The following is a 16,247-nucleotide window of genomic DNA, read 5'->3' as shown; positions in this document are numbered from 1 at the left end:
GGAGCGGTCAGCCGAAGAGCTCGCCGACCGCCTTGCCGCCGTCGACGATCTTCATGGGTCGGCCGATGGACGTCTGGTTCTCCTTGGCGGCGTCGACTCCGAGCGAGCGGCAGATGGAGGACATCAGGTCGGGCACGGTCACGGGGCGGTCCTTGACCTCGGTCCCGTCGCCGCTGGAGCCGCCGATCACCTGGCCGCCTTTCACGCCGCCTCCGGCCAGGGCGACGTTGAAGACGCGCGGGAAGTGGTCGCGGCCGGCGTTCGGGTTGACCTTGGGCGTGCGGCCGAACTCGCCCATCCAGACCACCAGCGTGCGGTCGAGCATCCCGCGGCTCTTGAGGTCGTTGATCAGCGTGGCGAAGGCCGGGTCGACCTGGCCGGCGAGGGCGGCGACGCGCTGGTTGTTCTCGGTGTGCGTGTCCCAGCCGCCGCAGCGGACCTCGACGAAGGTGACGCCCGCCTCGACGAGCCGACGGGCGAGCAGGCAGCCCTGGCCGAAGGGCGTGCGGCCGTAGGCGTCGCGGATCGGGGCGGCCTCCTGGTCGAGGTCGAACGCCTTCATCCGGGGCGAGAGGACCATCTTCGACGTCTGGCTGTAGAGGGCGCGATGGTCGCGGACGCGGTCGGCGCCGCCGGCCTGCTCGAAGCCGGCCTTCTCCAGCCGGTTCAACAGGCCCAGCCGGCGCTGAAAGCGGTCGACCGGGACGCGGGCCTGGGCGTTGTCGGGCGGCTTCTGGACGTTGGGGACGACGAAGGGCTCGTACGAGGCGCCGAGGAAGCCGGCCCCGGCGGTCGGGCCGCCGATGGCGACCATGTGCGGCAGGTCGAAGCCGGAATCGCCCAGCTCGGCGGCGGCGATGGAGCCGATGTTCGGGTGCTTGAGCGTGGCCGTCGGGGTGTAGCCGGTGTGGAGTTGGTAGTCGGCCCGCTGGTGGTTGCCTTCCTTGTTGGTCATCGACCGGATCAGGGCGACGTCCTTCATGACGCCGGCGGTCTTCTCCCAGCCCTGGGCGATCGAGATGCCCGGCGCGGCAGTCTCGATCGCCTTGGTTCCGCCGCCGTTGGCGGCCTCGGGCTTGGGGTCGAAGGTCTCGAGCTGGCTGGGCCCGCCGGCCATCCAGAGCAGGATGCAGGCCGTCTGCCGCTTGCGCAGCTCGTCGGCCCGCAGGGTCAGCAGGTCGGTCAGGCCCAGGGGCGCGACGCCCCCCGCGGCGAGCCCCGCCGCGCCCAGGCCGACGGCCCGGAGGAAGCCGCGACGGCCGGCGACGCCGTGACGGTTCATGGCCACCTGGACGATGTTCGATTCGGTCCGCATCAAGGTCTGCTCCATTCGGATGGGGGCCGGGTTGGTCAGCGTCGCGAGAGGAACTCGGTCGAGTTCACGAGGCTCCAGTAGACGTCCTCGAAGGCCTCCTTGCGGTCGTCGGCCTTCGCCAGGTACTCGCCGCAGACCTCGACCTCCCGGGGGGTCGGGCGGCGGGAGAGGACGCGTACGTAGATCGCGTCGAGCGCCTCGCGATCGCCGGCCGAGCGGGCCAGGATCGCTCCCAGGGGCGTCCCGGGGCGGGCCTGAGTGCGGTTGTGCACGATCGGCCCGTTCATCAGGAAGAGGGCCTGGGGGATGGTGCCGAGGACCTCGTCGGGCTGCGTCGAGGGGTCGACGCCGAAGAGCTTGTCGAACGGCTGGCGGAGGCTCGTCGCGCGGCCCCCCTTCTTGCCGCCGGCCGCGCCGGCCAGGCCGGCCGCCTCGATCGCCTTCTTGGGATTCTTGGGCGCCCCCGCGGAGGCCTGGATCGGGGTCAACGGCTTGCCGTCGGGCTGCTTCGGCGAGCCGTCGGGGGGCGTTGCCGACTCGGTCGGCAGGTCGAGGGCGACGGCCAGCGACTCGAAGATCTGGTCGGCGCGGAGGCGGCTGGGGCACACGGCCGCCAGCCGGGTCGCGCCGGCGGGCGACGAGGTCGACCGCGCCCGCCGCTGGTAGGCGCGGGTGTTGAGGATCGTCCGGAAGAGCCACTGCACGTCGTAACCGCCGGCGCGCCACTGGTCGGCCAGGGGGAAGAGGATCTCCTCGCCCTTCGCGGCCCGTTCGGGGCCGATGTCGTCGACGGCGTCGTAGAAGCCCTCGCCCATCAGGACCGTCCAGACCCGGTTGACGTAGGCGCGGGCGAACCAGGGGTCGTCCTGGCCGGTGATGTACGACGCGATCAGCTCGCGGAGCTGGGCCGGCGTGAGGCCGTCGGGGACGCTCTCGGACTTCGACGCCGCCAGGAAGAACCGGGGCTTGACCGGGGTCGTCTTGGCCGGGTCGGCCAGGTCGGGCATGGCGTAGCGGGCGCGAGGGGTCTCCTGGACGGCGAACGCGGCCCGAACGCCGGGCGACGCCTTCACCACCCGCTGCACCCGGCCGCCGGCGAAGAAGGCGGCGAACTCGTGGAACTGCTCGCGCTTCCACGAATCCGTCTTGTGGTCGTGGCACTCCGCGCACTGGATCTGGACGCCGAGGAAGACCCGCGAGGCCTCGCCGGCCGTCTGCACGGCCGAGGCCGCGTGCGCCGCGCTGAAGTTGGCGGCGCCGTTCTCGTCGGTGCGGCCGGTCCCCCGGATCAGGCCCGAGGCGATCTCGTCCCAGGGGCGGTTGCGCTCGAACTGCTCGGCCAGCCAGGTCTCCAGCAGGTCGTAGCGGACCTGGGCGGCGGCGGGGTTCGAGGCGTGGAACTGGACGACCTCGCGCCAGTAGCGCGACCAGTTGCGGGCGTACTCGGGCGACTTCAGCAGCTCGTCGATCAGCCTCGCCCGCTTGTCCGGCGACTTGTCGACGACGAAATCGCGGACCTGGGCGGGGGTCGGCGGCACGCCGGCCACGTCGAGGTGGATGCGGCGGACGAACTCGACGTCGGTGGTCGCGGGGGCGGGCTCGACGCCCGGGCTCGACTTGGCCAGGCGGGCGGCGACCAGGGCGTCGATCTCCGCGGTCGTGATCGTGGGCGCGACGACCTTCCGCTCGGGGCGCTTCGGCGGCTCGACGGCCTTCGGCTTGCCGTTCTTCTTGAGGTTGGCCTGGCGCAGCTCCTGGACGGCCCGCATGACCTCGCGGGCCCCGTCGGCGTCGAGGGACATCTCGGCCGAGGGGGGGGCGGGCCTGGGAGGTGCCTGGGCGTGGGCGCCGGGGGCGAGGCCGAGCCAGCCCGCCGCCGCGAACGCCAACCACCCGGAGCCTCGGCGAACTTCGACGGTTCCCTCGCGCATGACGGCCGCTCCCCGCTGCATCTCGACGATCGACGCGCCCGACGCGCGTCCTTCGCTGTCCATTCAACACCCGGATCGAGCCGAGGTGTCGCCTGGTGGGGAAATTTCACCGCGGCGGGGCGCGTTCGCTCAGATGACCGAGAGCAGGAGGCCGGTGAAGACCAGGAGGCTGATGATGGCGAGCATGCCGGCGGGCATGAGCTTGCGGGTCCCGGCCACGAACCGGAAGTTGAAGAAGATGGTCAACGCAAGGGCGACGGCGGCGCCCGCCTGGAGTCCGCGTTCCGCGTGGAGGAACGAGAACAGGAGCGCGAGCAGGCACAACGCCGCGCTGCCGACCCCGGCGTAGAGCGACGGCTTGCTGCCGGCCTTCTTGTAGCCGACGTATCCGCCCACGCCGAGGAGGAGGGCGTACAACCCCAGGAGGATCCGGGCGAAGAGGAAGCTGAACATGGGGGCCGGGCCTCGATCAAGGAGATGATGGTTCGTCGCGGCCTCAAGGCCGGGGCCGGATCCGGGCCTGGAGTGCAGGCTAGGGGGGCGGCGGGGCCGCGTCAACGGGGAGGGCCGGAAACGGACGAAGGGCGGCTCCCCCGCCGATCGCGGGCCGTGAAGCCGCGATCGTCGGAGGGGCCGCCCTCGTGGGGGCGGATGGAGGTCCGTCCGGGTCAGGGACGATTGCGCTGAGGATTGGCCTCATCCATGGCCGGGACCGGATCCGGGTCGGGGCCGGGGCCGACGCCGGGATTCGGCGGCTGCGGGATGTCTTCCAGCGGGCTGGCGTTGACGTCGGTCGGGTTGCCGAACCCGCGCTGGATGCCCGGGGTGGTCCCCGGGGCGGAGCGCTGCGTCGTGATCGGCTCGGTGCTGCCGGGCACGTCCATGCCCATGGCCCGCATCCGGGCCCGCTGGGTGGCCGCCTGGGTGTTGGCCCAGGGGAACTCGGGACCCTTCGCGAAGTACTGGACGTCGTCGTGCATATACTTGCCGGAGGGCAAGGTCATGCCGGCGTATTCGACCTGACAGCCGACCGTCGGCAAGACGAAACCCATCGCCAGCGCCGACCAGAGCGCCGCCCGTCGGCGCGTGGCTCCTCGCGGCGAACTCATGCCGGGCAACCCCATAGCTTCCACCCTCCTTGGCGTCTTCGGCGGGCCCTCCATTCCTTCGACCCCCGGGTAGGGGGAGGAGGGCCGCCGCGGGGAGTCGTATTTCTAAAAAGCCCGACGGCCGGATGCGATGACGCGGGCGACCCGCGACCCGATCCGCTCTCGACTGACCGATCCGCGGGCCTCGCGTCTCGGCCGTCGGGCTTCTTACTCGGTTAAGGAATCGGCCGGATCGCCGGGTCAAGCCCAATGATTCCGGCCATTTCCCCCGAAATGCCCCGCGGCGGCTTGACGCGGGCTCAGGCGTCGGGACCCGCCTGGGGGCCGGGGCGGGCGATCAGCATGGGGACGTCCAGGCTGTGCCGCACGCGGTCCACGGTCTCGCCGTAGAGCAGGTCCCGGACCCAGCCGTGGCCGTGCGAGCCGACGACCAGGATGTCGACCGGCCGCTCGCGCAGGTGCTCGACTAGGGTCCGCGCCGGGTTGGGCCCGTGGAGCAGGGAGGGGGAGGCGCGATAGCCCTGATCGGTCAGGGCCCGGACCAGGCCGTCCAGGTAGTCGGCGTCGGCGCTGGTCTCCAGGTCGGCCGTCTCGGGCCCGTGGAGCACCGACACGGGGGAGTCGACCACGTGCAGGAGCACCAGCTCCCCCTGGCCGCCCTGGCCCTGCACCAGGCTGATCGCCCGGTTGAGGATCTCGACGTCGGCCGAGGTATGCTCGAGGGCCACGCCGATCCGGCCCATCGGCCGGGGCCGGAGCGCCTCTTCCCAGTCCATCTCCGTCCGGGTCGGGAGCGACCACGCGGGCGAGGGGCGGACGATCGGCTTGATCAGGACCCATCCCAGCAGCGTCGCGACGCCCGCGGTCACGCCCCACAGCACGCCCGCCACCGGCCAGGCCAGCGGGATCGGGCCCAGCCGGATCCCCGACGCCGCGGCCGCCGCGGTCCATTCCAGCACCTGGTCGAACACGAGGTAGCCGTTGAGCCCCACGATCACGGCCGCGATGGCCCAGGCCAGGATCTGCCCCCACCAGGGGGTCGCGAACGGGCCCATGTTGCGCCGGTTGGACGTGAAGTGGATCAGCGGGATCACCGCGAACGACAGCTGAAGGCTCAGGACCACCTGGCTGAGGACGAGCAGGCTCTGCGTCGACCGTTCGCCCGCCAAGGCGATCACCACGACCGCCGGGATCAGGGCGATCAGCCGGGTGATCAGCCGTCGCAGCCAGGGGGCGATCCGCAGGTGCAGGTAGCCCTCCATCACGATCTGGCCGGCGAGCGTCCCGGTCAGCGTCGAGCTCTGCCCGGCGCACAGAAGGGCCACGCCGAACAGGATCGGCGCCGCGGCCCCGAGGAAGCCGGGGAGCAACTCATACGCTTCCTCAATGGTCGCGACCTCGTTGCCGTGGGCGTGGAAGACCGCCGCGCTCAGCACCAGGATCGCCGAGTTGACGAAGAAGGCCGCGTTGAGGGCGACCGTCGAATCGATCAGGTAGAAGCGGCAGGCGGTCGCCTTGCTCCGTTTGTCCGCCCCGATCCGCCGCGTCTGCACCAGGGCCGAGTGCAGGTACAGGTTGTGCGGCATCACCGTGGCGCCCAGGATGCCGATCGCCACGACCAGCGAGCCGGGGGGGAGCGACGGCCTCAAACCGACGGCCATCGCGCCCAGGTCGGGACGGGCCATGAAGACCTGGATCAGGAAGCAGGCCCCGATCGTCGCCACCAGGGCCAGGATCACCGCCTCCATCTTCCGCATCCCCCAGCGCTGGAGGTACAGCAGGAGGAACGTGTCGAACGCCGTGATGACGCAGCCCAGCAGCATCGGCATGCCGAACATCAGCTTGAGCGCGATGATCGTCCCCAGGATCTCGGCCAGGTCGGTCGCCGCGATGGCGATCTCGGCCAGGACCCAGAGGATCGCGTTGACGCGGGGCGAGTACTCGGCGCGGCAGGCCTGGGCCAGGTCGTGACGCGTGACCACCCCCAGCCGCGCCGCGAGCGTCTGGAGGAGCAGGGCCATCACGTTCGACATCAGCAAGACCCAGAGCAGGGCGTAGCCGAACCGCGCGCCGCCCTCCAGGTCCGTCGCCCAGTTGCCGGGATCCATGTAGCCGACGCTGACCAGGTACGCCGGCCCCATGAACGAGAACATCCGCCGGAAGCGTCCGAACCGCCCCCCGCCGCTCGGGACGTCGACAGAACCGTGCACCTCTTCGAGCGAACGACGATCCGATCCCACGTCCTCGACCACGGCCATGCCAGCCCTCACTTCCAGGTCGCCCCCATCCCCGGCGGATGCGGCGCGGCTTTTGCTCGACGCCCCATGGCATCGCCCCCTTTGTAGCCCATGTTTCGATGACTTGCAAGCGTATGTTGAAAATCGACCAAAACAAAGTTTGGGAAGGCCAAAATCGCCGACCTGGCTTTTCTCGATCGTTTTCGTCACACGCTCGGGGCGAGGTCGCACTAAGATAGAGAAGATGAGAGAGCCCAGGGGCGAGGCGGCGCTCCGGGCTACGACTTCGAGCCTGCATCAGGAGTGGTCATCGATGAGGCGGACACTGCTCGGCGTGGCGGCGTGCTTCTTGATCGTCCCCGGCTCGTCGAGCCTGGCCCAGGGCGTGGGCGAGGCCCCGGCCTACGGCGGCTTCGGCGGCCAGTACGTCCAGGCGCCCTCGCTCTACTACCCCTATCCGGGGATCATCGAGTCCCGGTTCGGGACCTACTTCTCGGTTCCGGTCATGGCCGAAACCGCGGAGACCCCCATCGAGGCGGCCACGATCGACGCGACCAACGCCGCCCAACTCGGGATCGAGGCCGACGCCGTCGATCCGAAGGACGTCGACGTCGCCAAGGCGAAGGACGCCGCGAAGGCCAAGGCCGCCCCCGTCGCGGCGAAGGCCGCTCTCAAGGCCCGTGTGGCGCGCAAGCCCGCCAAGGTCTACGCTCGGGGCTACGACCGCGAACCCGCGCCCTTCCGCCGGGTCCTGCCCCGCGGCAACCTCGACGACCTCAACAACGCGCCCGCCGGCATCCCGACCTACTCCCCGTACGCCCGCTACCAGGCCTACGGCCAGGCTTACGGCATGGGCCCCTACGGCAGCAACTTCTACTCCAACTACTGGCACGGCTACGCCCCCGCGAGCGACTACGCCGCCCCGACGCCCTGAGCCGGGCGAGCCGTTTCAACCTTCATCGGTGCCCCGCCGGCCGGGCTCTCGGAGCCCAGGTCAGGCCCTCGCGATCCCGGTGATTTCGTCGATCGCTATAAAATCCGTATGAAATGGAGGTCGATCAGGTAATACCCTGGTGAGGGAGACGTGAACGGTCGGGGATCGCAGGGGGAAGAGCAGCCGGATGAACGGAGCCGTCCGCGGACTTCAAATCCTCCTCGACGTCGGCGCGACCGGGTCGCTCTCGGATGGGGAACTCCTCGATCGTTTTCTGGCCCGCGGGGACGGGGCCGTCTTCGAGGCGATCGTGGACCGGCACGGCCCGATGGTCTGGGGCGTGTGCCGCAGGGTCCTGAGGGACCACCATGACGCCCAGGACGCCTTCCAGGCGACGTTCCTCGTCCTCGCACGAAGGGCGGCGTCGGTCGTTCCGCGGGAGAAACTCGGCCACTGGCTCTACGGCGTCGCCTACCGGACGGCCCTCAAGGCGAGGTCGACGCGGGCCAAGCGACGTGCCCGCGAAGCCCCGACGCAGGACGTCCCGGAACCCCCGGCGCGTCCTGGCGACCGAAGGATCGGACTTGCCGAATCCCTCGATCGGGAGCTGAGTCGGCTCCCCGAGAAATACCGCATCCCGATCATCCTCTGCGACCTGGAAGGCCGGTCGCACAAGGAGGCCGCAGGCCGGCTCGGCTGGCCGATCGGGACGGTCTCGGGTCGACTCTCGCGGGCCCGGTCGTTGCTCGCCCAGCGCCTGGTGAGACGGGGCGTCTCGCTCTCGATCGGCTCGCTCGTCGCATTCATGTCCGAGGATGCGGCGATGGCCGGCGCGCCGACGTGGCTGGTCAAGACCGGACGTATCGTCGGCGAGGGGCCGACCGCGATGGCGGCCCCTCTTTCAAAGCAGGTCATGTCCCTGGCAAAAGAGGTTCAAGGAGGAATGATGATGACGAAACTAAAGGCGGCGGCGACCGTCCTCGCGGCTGCATTTCTGGCGACCGGCGCCGCCGTGATGGCCTACACCCAGGATGGGCATCCCCCGACCGGCGACATGACGATTCCGAGGGAGGAGCCGACGTCGAGGGTGATCGACCCCGGCAAGGACGGCGGTTCGATGACCAAGTCCTACTATGTCGGCGACCTCGTCGTGGCCAGGCCCGGCGCACCCTCTGTGGATGGCCTGCCGGATATCGATTTCGCGACCGTGGTGGACCTGATCACCTCGACGATCGCCCCGTCGACCTGGCAGGCAGGCGACCGGCCGGATCGTTCGATCAAACCGTTCCGCGGGAACATCACCCTCATCATCCGCCACGAACCCGAGGTCCACGAACGGATCGAGGCCTTGCTCCAAGGCCTGCGCCGCAGGGACGACCTGTGGGCCGCCGCTCTGGGACATGGCCCCCACGAGCGATTCGAGGAGGTCTTCTTCGTCGGCGACCTCCTGGGCCCCGGCGCATCGCCCGACTTCGAGCCTGTGATCGACCTCGTCATCGCCACGATCGCCCCGGGCACCTGGACGAGGGATCCGGCGACGGTGCCCGGCATCTTCGCCGATCCCGTGGAACGGACGCTCGTCGTCCGCCACAACCGGCACGTGCTCGATCAGGTCAAGGGCCTGCTCGACCGCCTGAGGCGGTTCCAGGAGGCGCGCGGCATCGGGACCAAGGATCGGCCGGGCGCGGATCGCGAGCCGAAGCCCTGAGGTCGAGGTCGCCCCGGCCGTCGACTCTCGAAGGCCCTTCCCGGTCGGCCGGGGCGGGCCTTTTTCGCGTTGACGATTCGCCTCGGCAGCCGGCGGGGATTCCGGCGTCACGTTATCTCGACTTGTCAGGAATCCGGACGAGGCGAATCATGGAGCCTGTCCAGTTCATATCACGGCGGTGGTCGAAGCGATTCCCAAGCCGATCGGCGAGGGGCGGTGCCGGATGACGCAGGCGATGGGGCGGTGGAGGTTGCTGGCGAACGTCGGATTCGCGGCGGTCGTGCTGGCCGTCGCCGGGTTCGGGCTGTTCCAGGTCGCGAATCGGCGCTGGCAGGTGCAGCCGACGTTCCACGTCCGCGCGCGGTTCGCCAGCGTCGTCGGCGTCGAGCCCGGCCATCGGGTGCGGTTCCAGGGGATCGACGCCGGCGTGGTCGAGGGCGTCGTCGCCCCGGCGAAGCCCGGCGACCCGGTGGAGCTGGTCCTCCGGATCGACGAGACGTTGCACCGCCTGGTCCGCCAGGACACGATGGCCCGGATCGTCCTCGAGGGGATGATCGGGGCGCGCGTCGTCGACCTGAAACCGGGCGAGCCCGATGCGCCGGCGGCGACGGAGGGGGCGCTGATCCGCTCCGAGCCGCCGACCGACCTCGCCGACCTGATGCGCCAGGCGGGCGAGTCGCTGAGGAAGTTCGACGAGACGGCGAAGGAGGCCCGCAGCGGCCTGGAGCATCTCGCGGCCGTCGCCGGCGACGTGCGCGACGGCAAGGGGAGCCTCGGCAAGCTGGTCCGCGACGACGCCGTGTACGACAACCTCGTCGCCCTGACGAGGCGGGGCGAGAAGGCCGTCGAGTCGCTCGACGAGAACCTCATGGCCATGAAGCAGACCTGGCCGATCTCGCGCTACTTCGAGTCGCGGGCCTATTACGATCGCGACCGGGTCCTCTACCGGCCCGGCAGCCTTCGCGAGAGCCGGTCGCTCACGTCCGAGGAGCTGTTCGAACCCGGCCGGGCGCTGCTCACGCCGGTCGGCAAGACGCGGCTGGACGAGGTGGCGCGGTGGTCCCAGTCGTCGGGCCGGCTGCGGTCGGAGGTGGTCATCGCCGCCTTCACCGACCCCTCCGCCGACCCCGACCTCGCCGAGGCCCTGACCCAGGACCAGGCCGACGCCGTCTGCAAGTACCTGGTCGACCAGCACGGCATCAACTCCTCGGGCTGGTTCCGCAAGCGCAAGGTCGCCGCCGTGGGCTTCGGCGGCCAGGACCCCCGGCCGCTCGCCGACTCCGAACGGCCGCCGTCGCGGCGGGTCGACATCATCCTCTTCACGCCCCAGGCCTGAGCCCCGGCGGGCGTCGCGGTCGGTTGACGACGCGCGCGCCATGCGTTAGGGTGACGTAACTCCGGACGTCCCGAGTGCCTCCCCCCGCGCGCCGAGGAGATCGATCCCCGTGGCCTCCTTGTTCGTCATCCAAGGGGCCGACCAGGGCAAGCGATTCGAGTTCCAGTCGAGCCCCGTGGCCCTGGGACGCGACAACTCGAACGCCATCCGGCTCCACGACACCGAAGTCTCGCGCCGGCACGCCGAGATCCGCCTGGACGAGGACCTCTTCCGGGTCGTCGACCTGGGCTCGGCCAACGGGACGTTCGTCAACGGCCACCTCATCGACCAGGCCCCCCTGCGCACCGGCGACCGACTCCAGCTCGGCCAGACGGTGATGCTCTACAACGAGGGCCCCCTGGGCGGCCGCCGCGACCTCACCGCGCGGGTCGACCTGCTGAGCAAGAGCAGCCCCGAGGACCGCTCGGCCATCCTCCGGAGCATCCCCTCGGACGAGGGCTCGCGCGTCCTCCAGCAGCCCGACGGCGCGGCCGGCTGGCTGCGCGAGCGGCTGATGAGCCTCTCGGTCATGTATCGGGCCACCCAGGCCGTCAGCCACATCCTCGACGTCGACTCGCTCCTGCCCCAGGTGCTTGAGCTGGTCTTCGAGTCGATCGGGGCCGACCGCGGCGCGATCCTGCTCCGCGACGAGGCCGGGACGCTGACGCCCAAGGCCGTCCGCTGGCGGATGCCGGTCGGCGCCGACGAGCGGATGACGATCTCCAGCACGATCACCGACTACGTGCTTGAACAGGGGCAGGGGGTCATCACCACCGACGCCCCCGGCGACACCCGGTTCGGCCCCGCCGAGTCGATCATGGACCTGCGCATCCGCGAGGCCATCTGCGTCCCCGTCCAGGGCCGGCACACCACGCTGGGCGTCCTCTACGCGGACATCCAGGCCGACGGCTCGGCGCTGATCCCCATCGGCAAGCCGGGGCGGCAGGGCAAGTTCTCGCAGGACCACCTGATGCTCATGGTGGCGATCGGCCACCAGGCGGGCCTGGCGATCGAGAACACCACGTTCTACAACGACAAGATCCAGGCCGAGCGGCTGGCGGCCGTCGGCCAGACGATCGCCACGCTCTCGCACCACATCAAGAACATCCTGCAAGGCGTCCGGGGCGGCAGCTACCTGATCGACCTGGGCCTGAACGAGAAGGACGAGTCGATCGTCCGCCGGGGTTGGACGATCGTCGAGAAGAACCAGACGAAGATCTACAACCTCGTCATGGACATGCTCTCGTTCTCCAAGGACCGCGAGCCGGCCCTCGAACCGACCGACCTGAACGAGACCGTCGGCGACGTCGTCGAGCTGATGCAGTCCCGCGCCGCGGAGTTCGAGGTCGGCCTCGACTGGGCCCCCTGCGAGGGCCTGCCCAAGATCTGGGTCGACCCCGATGGGATCCACCGGGCCGTGCTGAACGTGGTGACGAACGCGATCGACGCCGCCGAGGGGGCCGCCCAGGCGCGCGTCGGCGTCTCGATCGTCCACGACGCCGAGGCCGGCCTCGTCCGGATCCGCGTCGAGGACAACGGCCGGGGAATGGAGGAGGCCGACGTCCCGGGCATCTTCCAGATCTTCGCCAGCAGCAAGGGCTCGCGCGGGACCGGCCTCGGCCTGCCGGTCTCGCAGAAGATCGTCCGCGAGCACGGCGGCACCATCCAGGTCGCCTCCCGCCTGGGCCAGGGCTCGACCTTCACCCTCGAACTCCCCGCCCTCCGCCGCCCCGAGGCCAAGGAAGACGCGGTCGACGAGGCACCCGAAAGCGCCCCCGAGTGAGAGCCCGACGAGGCTGATCGAGCCGGTCAATCGTCGTCGGAGTCATCCATGTCGTCCATGGGCGCGTCCATCCCCGCGGCGACGGCGACCGGCGCGAGGGCGGGCGCGGCGGTAGCCGCAGGGGCCTCGACGCGGGCCGTGGCGCCGCGAGAGCCGAGGAGTCGGACGTTGCCGACACCGACGACCTGGCCCATTTCCGACACCATGCGGTCGTCGTAGCGGACCCTCAGCGAGGCCCCGGCGCGGTAGATCACGCGGCGGACGTGCTCGATGCCGAAGATCTCCAGGTAGAGGTCGAGGTTGCCGGGGCGGACGCGGACGATCCGCAGCAACCGCTCCAGGTCCTCCTGCTGCTGCACCCCTTTTCGGAGGGTGACGACGACGCCCTTGGCCAGCTCGGCGTCGGCGTTCTCGATCGGGATGAAGCGGCTGACGACGATCTCGGCCGGCTCGCGGCTGAGGTCGATCGTCCCCTTGATGAAGCCGATGGCGTCGTCCTTGACGACGTCGCCCATCTTGGCGAACTCCTCGGGCCAGAGCATGGCCGGGGTCGTCCCGCTCAGGTCCTCGAACGTGAACTTGGCCATGCGGGTCAGGCCCGAGCGGCTCTTCTGGACGTTGCGGACCTGGACGTTGGTGACCAGCCCGCCCAGGATCACCTCCATCCGCGGTCCGCCCGATTGCCGGAAGCCGCCCCGGCCGCTCGACGCCGGCGCGCCGGCCGACGACTCCTTCATCCGGGCCGCCGCCACGGCGATGTCGGCCGCGCGGTGCGTCGCCAGGGCCTCGAGCTTCACGGCGTGCCGCGCCAGAGGGTGGCTCGACATGTAGAAGCCCAGCGCCTTCTTCTCGCCGGAGAGCCGTTCGACGTCGGGCAGCTCGGGGACGTCGGGGAGGTTGGCGGCCGCTTTGCCGTTCGCGGCCGGTTCGGCGTCGTCGTCGTCGAAGAGGCCGCGCTGGCCGCGCTTGCGGTCCTCCTGCTTGGCCTGGCCCCCCTGCATCGCCCGGGGCAGGATCGTCAGGAGCTGCGAGCGGCGGGCGCCCAGGAAGTCGAAGGCCCCGGCGCGGATGAGGGTCTCGCCCGCCGCGGCGCCGACCTCGCGGATGGAGACGCGCTCGAAGAAGTCTTCCAGGCTCTTGAACGGGCCCCCCTTCTCGCGGGCCTTGACGATCGACTCGACGGCCTTGGCCCCCACCCCCTTGATCGCCTCCAGGCCGAACTCGACCTGGCCCTCGGTGTGGACGGTGAACGTCGCCTCGCCCCGGTTGACGTTGGGCGGCTGGACCTCGATGTTCATCCGGCGGCAGTCTTCGATGTGTTCGACGAAGAACTTGTCGCGCTCGGCGCCGCCCATCTCGGACGATAGCACGGCGGCCATGTACTCGGTCGGGTAGTGCGACTTCAGGTAGGCGGTCTGGTAGGCCACCAGGGCGTACGCCGTGCTGTGCGACTTGTTGAAGCCGTAGCCGCCGAAGAACTCGATCAGCTCGAAGATCCGCGCCGCCTTGTCGCGCTCCAGGCCCTTGCTCACGGCCCCCTTGACGAACTGCTCGCGGCCCTCGGCGATGACCTCGGTCTTCTTCTTCGAGATGGCCTTGATGCAGGCGTACGCCTTGGAGAGCTCGATGTCCCCCAGGCGGTTGAGGATGCGCATGACCTGTTCCTGGTAGACCATCACGCCGTAGGTCTCTTCCAGGACGTCCTGCAGCACCGGGTGCAGGTACGACGCCTGCTTGCGCTTGTTCTTGACGTCGACGTACTCGTCGACCATGCCGCCGTTGAGCGGGCCCGGGCGGTAGAGGGCGTTGGTGGCGATGATGTCGGCGAAACGGTCGGGCTTCATCTTCACCAGCAGGTCGCGGATGCCCGCGCTCTCGAGCTGGAAGACGCCCTTGGTCTCGCCGCGCTGGAGCAGCTCGAACGCCTTGGGGTCGTCGAGCGGCAGCTTGCCGATGTCGACGGGGGCGTCGGGGTTGCGGGCGTTGATCAGCTTGACGGCCGCCTGCAACGTGGTGAGGTTTCGCAGGCCGAGGAAGTCCATCTTGAGGAGGCCGGCCTTCTCGACGTCGCCCATGCCCCACTGGGTGCAGACGACCTCCTCCTTGTCGCCGCGGCGGATGACCTGGAGCGGGACGAGCGACTCCAGCGGCTGGTCGGCGATGACCACGCCGGCCGCGTGGGTGCTGGCGTTCCGCGCCGAGCCTTCCAGCCGGCGGGCGAAGTCGAGCAGCTTCTGGACGTCGGGGTCGCCGTCGGCCATCCTCTTGAGCGTGGGCTCCTCGGCGATCGCCTCGTCGAGCGTGATGTTGAGCCGGGTGGGGATGAGCCGGTTGATCTCCTCGACCCTCGACAGCGGCATGTTCATGGCGCGGCCGACGTCCTTGATCGCGGCCTTCGCCTTCATGGTGCCGAAGGTGCCGATCTGGGCCACGTTGGCGTCGCCGTACTTGCGGCGGACGTACTCGATGACCTCGTAGCGGCGGTCCTGGCAGAGGTCGATGTCGATGTCCGGCGCCTCGGACCGGTTGGGGTCCAAAAACCGCTCGAACAGCAGGTCGTATTTGATCGGGCAGACGTCGCTGAGGTGCAGGACGTAGCTCACCAGGGCGCCGCAGGCCGAGCCTCTCGCCAGCGCCGGGATCTGGCTCTCGCGGGCGTAGCGGACGAAGTCCCAGACGATCAGGAAGTACGAGGCGAATCCCATCCGGTTGATGACGCCCAGCTCGTGCTCCAGGCGGTCGCGGGCCTCGGGCGGGGGCGGGTCGGGGTAGCGCGCCTTGAGCCCGGCCTCGCACAGCTCGCGCAGGTAGGCCTCGGGCGTCTTCTCGTCGGGGGGCTTGAACGAGGGGAACTGGCGCTTGCCCAGCTCGGCGCTGGTGTAGTTCTCCTCGACCATCTCGGCGATCAGGGTCGACTGCTTCAGGGCCTCTTCGAAGCCGACCGCCGCGGCGTACATCTCGTCGGGCGAGCGGACGTGGAACTGGTCGGAGATCCGGCCCTCGTCGTTGACGAACCGGGGCTTGTCGAGCGGCTGGTCGATCGTCTTGCCGGTGTTGATGCAGAGCAGGACGTCGTGCGAGAGGTGGTCGTCCTGCCTCAGGTAGTGGGCGTCGCTGGTGGCGACCAGCGGCATCCCCAGCCGCCGCGCCACGTCGACCTGGCGCTCGCGGGCGTCGCGCTGGATCTGCAGGCCGTTGTCCTGGATCTCGACGAAGAAGTTGCCCTCGCCGAAGGTCTGCTGGTACCAGATCGCCAGCTTCTCGGCCTGCTCGATCCGGTCGTGCAGCAGGTGCTGCGAGAACTCCGACCCCACGCAGCCCGACAGGCAGATCAGGCCCTCGCTGTAGCGGGTGAGCAGCTCCTTGTCGATCCGGGGCTTGTAGTAGTACCCCTCCTGATACGATCGCGACGAGAGCCGCAGCAGGTTGCGGAAGCCGACGCCGTTCTTCGCCAGCAGCGTCAGGTGGTAGGCGAACTTCTCCTCGCCCGACCCGTTCGTCGAGCGGTCGGTCCGCTTGCCGGGGGCGACGTAGGCCTCGATCCCCACGATCGGCTTGATCCCGGCGTACTTCGCCTCGCGGAGGAACTCGACGGCCCCGAACAGGTTGCCGTGGTCCGTCACCGCGATCGCCGACATCCCGCTCGCCTTCACGTGCTTGACCAGGTCCGGCAGCTTGTTCGCCCCGTCGAGCAGGCTGTAGTGGCTGTGGCAGTGGAGGTGGCAGAACGATCGGCTGGACATTCCCGATTTCTCCGCGCGAGAGGATCACGCGGGTTCTTCGTGTACCCGCGTCCAGTCCAGTATATCATACGAGGCCCGACGCCGGGATGGCGATCGGGGCCGTCGTCGTCGT

10 protein-coding genes are annotated in these 16,247 nt (G+C 69.9%); 4 read left to right on the top strand and 6 right to left on the bottom strand.

Translation table 11 applies throughout. From position 1 onward, the window contains the following. Window positions 1-7: 7 nt before the first annotated feature. The 5 genes from PZE19_RS23820 to PZE19_RS23800 all read right to left on the bottom strand — a co-directional run bounded on the left by PZE19_RS23820 (window position 8) and on the right by PZE19_RS23800 (window position 6,613). On the bottom strand, window positions 8-1,315 hold the full coding sequence (locus PZE19_RS23820; protein WP_277863101.1) for a DUF1501 domain-containing protein: 1,308 nt from the start codon (window positions 1,313-1,315) through the stop codon (window positions 8-10). A 35-nt stretch (window positions 1,316-1,350) separates the two neighbouring features. Next, complete coding sequence (locus PZE19_RS23815) at window positions 1,351-3,246, bottom strand: DUF1549 domain-containing protein (protein WP_277863100.1); 1,896 nt, start codon at window positions 3,244-3,246, stop codon at window positions 1,351-1,353. A gap of 129 nt (window positions 3,247-3,375) precedes the next feature. Then, window positions 3,376-3,699 carry a TMEM14 family protein gene (locus PZE19_RS23810; protein ID WP_277863099.1) on the bottom strand — a complete coding sequence of 108 codons (324 nt, stop codon included), beginning with the start codon at window positions 3,697-3,699 and terminating at the stop codon, window positions 3,376-3,378. Between the two features lie 215 nt (window positions 3,700-3,914). Then, a complete protein-coding gene (locus tag PZE19_RS23805) occupies window positions 3,915-4,355 on the bottom strand; it encodes a hypothetical protein (RefSeq protein ID WP_277863098.1) in 441 nt (146 codons plus the stop codon). A 299-nt stretch (window positions 4,356-4,654) separates the two neighbouring features. Further along, entirely contained in the window at window positions 4,655-6,613 is a 1,959-nt protein-coding gene (locus PZE19_RS23800; protein ID WP_277863097.1) for an Nramp family divalent metal transporter, read from the bottom strand. Window positions 6,614-6,905: 292 nt separating this feature from the next. Between PZE19_RS23800 and PZE19_RS23795 the strand changes: the two genes are divergently transcribed. The 4 genes from PZE19_RS23795 to PZE19_RS23780 all read left to right on the top strand — a co-directional run bounded on the left by PZE19_RS23795 (window position 6,906) and on the right by PZE19_RS23780 (window position 12,392). Beyond that, entirely contained in the window at window positions 6,906-7,526 is a 621-nt protein-coding gene (locus PZE19_RS23795) for a hypothetical protein (RefSeq protein WP_277863096.1), read from the top strand. A gap of 187 nt (window positions 7,527-7,713) precedes the next feature. Next, window positions 7,714-9,234, top strand: a complete 1,521-nt coding sequence (locus tag PZE19_RS23790) for an RNA polymerase sigma factor (protein WP_277863095.1) — start codon at window positions 7,714-7,716, stop codon at window positions 9,232-9,234. A 223-nt stretch (window positions 9,235-9,457) separates the two neighbouring features. Beyond that, window positions 9,458-10,570: an MlaD family protein gene (locus PZE19_RS23785; protein ID WP_277863094.1), complete on the top strand. Its 1,113-nt coding sequence runs from the start codon at window positions 9,458-9,460 to the stop codon at window positions 10,568-10,570. A 109-nt stretch (window positions 10,571-10,679) separates the two neighbouring features. Continuing rightward, a complete protein-coding gene (locus PZE19_RS23780; RefSeq protein ID WP_277863093.1) occupies window positions 10,680-12,392 on the top strand; it encodes an ATP-binding protein in 1,713 nt (570 codons plus the stop codon). Window positions 12,393-12,418: 26 nt separating this feature from the next. Here PZE19_RS23780 and dnaE read toward each other — a convergent pair whose 3' ends face one another. Beyond that, window positions 12,419-16,135: a DNA polymerase III subunit alpha gene (dnaE, locus tag PZE19_RS23775; RefSeq protein ID WP_277863092.1), complete on the bottom strand. Its 3,717-nt coding sequence runs from the start codon at window positions 16,133-16,135 to the stop codon at window positions 12,419-12,421. Window positions 16,136-16,247: the final 112 nt, after the last annotated feature.

The sequence above is a fragment of the Paludisphaera mucosa genome (assembly GCF_029589435.1).
Lineage (GTDB): Bacteria > Planctomycetota > Planctomycetia > Isosphaerales > Isosphaeraceae > Paludisphaera > Paludisphaera mucosa.
The sequence above is the reverse complement of the archived record's forward strand: the minus strand, read 5'-3'. Positions and strand labels throughout refer to the sequence as shown.